The sequence below is a fragment of the Microvirga soli genome, assembly GCF_016734765.1.
Classification (GTDB): domain Bacteria; phylum Pseudomonadota; class Alphaproteobacteria; order Rhizobiales; family Beijerinckiaceae; genus Microvirga; species Microvirga soli.
In genome coordinates this window covers 1-3241 of sequence record NZ_JAERQE010000123.1, presented here as the reverse complement: position 1 = coordinate 3241, position 3241 = coordinate 1, and the positions used below count along the sequence as shown (strand labels likewise).

Genomic DNA, 3241 nt, shown 5'->3' with positions numbered 1-3241 from the left:
CTCTACAACGTGGAGTTCGCCACGATCCCGAACGTCAAGGATCCGGTCAAGGCCGCCAAGGCCAACTGATCTCAACAACAAACAGAAAAGGGTCGCAGATTTGCGACCCTTTTCGTTGATGTATACACAGAGGTCGACCAATAGGTTCATTGCTGCTGTGCAGCACCGGAAAATAGCCACAATAGCCCTTCGTATAGTTGCCTTGAGACTTCATCTGTATACATTCTGCATCCGTGGAGGAAGACGATGACAGAAGCGCGCCCATTTCCGTTGAACGCTTGGTATGCCGCAGCCTGGGGGCATGAGATCAAGCATGAGCTTGCGGCGCGGACGATCTGCAACAAGGATATGGTGCTCTACCGTCGCACGGACGGTGAGGTGACTGCTCTTGAGGATGCGTGCTGGCACCGGTTGTTGCCGCTCTCCATGGGCCACCTCAAGGGCGATGAGGTTGTCTGCGGCTACCATGGGCTGGTCTTCAACGCAGCCGGACGCTGCACCTACATGCCGGCGCAAAAGACCATCAATCCTTCGGCCTGCGTTCGTGCCTATCCCGTGGTCGAGCGTCATTGCCTCGTCTGGGTCTGGCCGGGTGATCCCGCGCTTGCCGATCCGAGCAAAATTCCCGATTTCCATTGGAATGACGGCACCGAATGGGTTGGCGAAGGTGGTACCTTCTACAGCCTGAAATGCGACTACCGCCTCGTAATCGACAACCTCATGGACCTGACCCACGAGACCTATGTCCATGCGGGCAGCATCGGCGACGAGGCGATCACCAGCGCGCCTTTCGACGTCACCCATACGGATCGCACGGCAACCGTCACCCGCTGGATGACCAATATCGAGCCGCCGCCGTTCTGGGCCAAGCAGCTCGACAGGCCGGGCGAGCATGTGGACCGGTGGCAGATCATCTACTTCCAGGCGCCTTCGACGGTGGTTGGCGATGTGGGCGTCGCCGTCACTGGAACAGGCGCACCGCAGGGTGACCGCTCGCAGGGTGTCAATGGTGCATTTCTGGCAGCTATTACCCCGGAGACTGACAGGAGTTGCCACTACTTCTGGAACTTCGTGCGAACCTTCCGCACGGACGATGAGCAGCTCACGAGGGACATCAACAAGGCCCATGTGAACGAGGGCAAGGGCGTTTACGATCAGGACCACGTGGTGCTCGAAGCCCAGCAGGTGGCCATCGACAAGAACCCGCGCCTGCCTTTCTACAACCTCAACATCGATGCCGGAGCGCTTTGGGCCCGCAAGCTGATCGACACGATGCTCGAGGCAGAGGGCGGGCATCCGGTTCATATTCCAAGCGAGGCGGCCGAGTAGGTTCGTCATGAGCAAGCAGGTCGAATGGCGAAAAGGGGTTCTGCGCTCGGTGCGGGACCTCACTCCGGATATCCGGCTCTTCGAGATCGAGCCGGAGGGCGAGTTCATCGCCCCGACGCCGGGGAGCCACATCAATGTGGGGGTGCAGATCGGGGAGCGGGCGGATGTCCGCTCCTACTCGGTCGTTGGCCCCTGCACCGACGGATTTTACCGGATCGCCGTCAAGCGCTTGCCTGACAGCCGCGGTGGATCGCTCTACATGTGGAGCCTCTCGCCGGGTGCTCAGCTCAGCATCTCGACGCCCGGCAACCATTTCGATCTCAGCCTGGGACGGCCGGAATATCTCCTGCTCGCCGGCGGCATCGGCATTACGCCGATTTTCACCATGGCGCTTGCCCTGGCGCATGCCGGCGCGAATTTCCGCGTGCTCTATGCGTGCCGCGGTCGGCAGGACATGGCCCTTGCCGATGACATGCGGGTGCAGGTCGGCGACAGGCTCGAGATGTTCCTCGACGAGGAAGGAGCCCGTGTGGACCTGGACGCGGAGATTGCCCGGCTTGCACCCGGCGGGGAACTCTATGTTTGCGGTCCCATCGGGATGCTGGAGGCGGCCAAGCGGGCTTGGCAGCGGAGCGGCAGGCCTGCGGATCAGCTGCGCTTCGAGACCTTCGGCAACAGCGGCCGGTTCGCCACTGAGGCGTTCAAGGTGAAGATCCCACGGCTCGGCATGGAGGTTGAGGTCCCACAGAACAAGACCATGCTGGAAGCCCTGGAAACCGCTGGTGTCTCGATGATCTCGGACTGCCGTCGGGGTGAGTGCGGCCTCTGTGCCCTGTACATTATCGAGACAACCGGGACAGTCGACCATCGGGACGTGTTCTTCAGCGACGAGGAGAAGGCCGAAAACAGGAAGCTCTGCACCTGCGTGTCCCGGGTCGCCGGCGGGGATATCACTATCGACACGGCTGACAGGGCCGCATGAACGGCTTAGCTTGCATGCGGAAAGGGAACTGACGGAACCATGACCAAGACCGCGGAAAATGGCAGCGATCGCTCGGTGACGCAGACCGTGAGGGCGCAGCTTGCCCTGCGCGATCTCGTCCTGCGCGGCGAGCTCAACCCCGGCGAGCGGGTTTCCGAATTGCAGATGGTCGAGCGCCTGGGCGTCTCACGGACGCCTGTTCGGTCCGCGCTCATCCGGCTGGAGGAGGAGGGGCTGCTGGAGGCCATCCCGTCCGGCGGATTCTCCGTCAAGACCTTCTCCGAGAAGGAGGTCTTCGAAGCCATCGAGATCCGAGGAACGCTCGAGGGGCTGGCCGCACGTCTGGCTGCCGAGCGTGGGGTCAGCCGGACGGAGCTTCGGAGCGCCGCCAGCTGCCTCGAGGCGATCGACGAACTCATGCGAGGCGACACGGCGGACGTCGATCTTCTGCGTTATGTGGAGCTGAATGCCCAATTTCACGAGATCCTGATCGGCATGGCCGACAGCCAGGCCCTGGCCCGGCAGCTCGAAAGGGCCAGCGCATTGCCCTTCGCATCACCGAGTGCCCTGGTGCCCGTACAGTCGCGCTCGCCGGAGATGAACTACATTCTCAGCGTGGCCCAGGACCAACATCACTGTGTTCTCGCAGCCATCGAGCGGCGGGAGGGAGCCCGCGCCGAAGCCATCATGCGCGAGCATGCCCGCATCGCGCACCGCAATCTGGAGCGTGCCCTGACAAACCAAAGAGACATGGACCTCGTACCAGGTTCAGTGCTCATCAAAAGGCGCATCCGCGCCTGATAAGCAAAGGCGAGGACGCCAAACATAAAGAGGGAGAAGAGAATGCAACGTCGAACATTCCTGGGGGCTGCGGGTGCTGTGGCCATGACGCTGGCCTTGAGCGGGGCGGCCTTGGCGCAGGAGACGGTG

At 62.0% G+C, this 3241-nt stretch carries 3 protein-coding genes; all 3 read left to right on the top strand.

Features of this window, described 5'->3' with window-relative positions; translation table 11 throughout:
* The first annotated feature begins 246 nt into the window (after positions 1 to 246).
* The 3 genes from JKL45_RS29430 to JKL45_RS29420 are packed head-to-tail and all read left to right on the top strand — an operon-like array spanning position 247 to position 3112.
* Positions 247 to 1329, top strand: a complete 1083-nt coding sequence (locus JKL45_RS29430; RefSeq protein ID WP_201865300.1) for an aromatic ring-hydroxylating dioxygenase subunit alpha — start codon at positions 247 to 249, stop codon at positions 1327 to 1329.
* Positions 1330 to 1336: 7 nt separating this feature from the next.
* On the top strand, positions 1337 to 2311 hold the full coding sequence (locus tag JKL45_RS29425; protein ID WP_201865299.1) for a PDR/VanB family oxidoreductase: 975 nt from the start codon (positions 1337 to 1339) through the stop codon (positions 2309 to 2311).
* Between the two features lie 39 nt (positions 2312 to 2350).
* Positions 2351 to 3112, top strand: a complete 762-nt coding sequence (locus tag JKL45_RS29420; protein WP_201865298.1) for a GntR family transcriptional regulator — start codon at positions 2351 to 2353, stop codon at positions 3110 to 3112.
* Positions 3113 to 3241 lie beyond the last annotated feature (129 nt).

Excerpts from the sequence above, each read along its gene's own strand:
- JKL45_RS29420 (WP_201865298.1), top strand. The coding sequence starts at position 2,351 with ATGACCAAGACCGCGGAAAATGGCAGCGATCGCTCGGTGACGCAGACC.
- JKL45_RS29425 (WP_201865299.1), top strand. The coding sequence starts at position 1,337 with ATGAGCAAGCAGGTCGAATGGCGAAAAGGGGTTCTGCGCTCGGTGCGG.
- JKL45_RS29430 (WP_201865300.1), top strand. The coding sequence starts at position 247 with ATGACAGAAGCGCGCCCATTTCCGTTGAACGCTTGGTATGCCGCAGCC.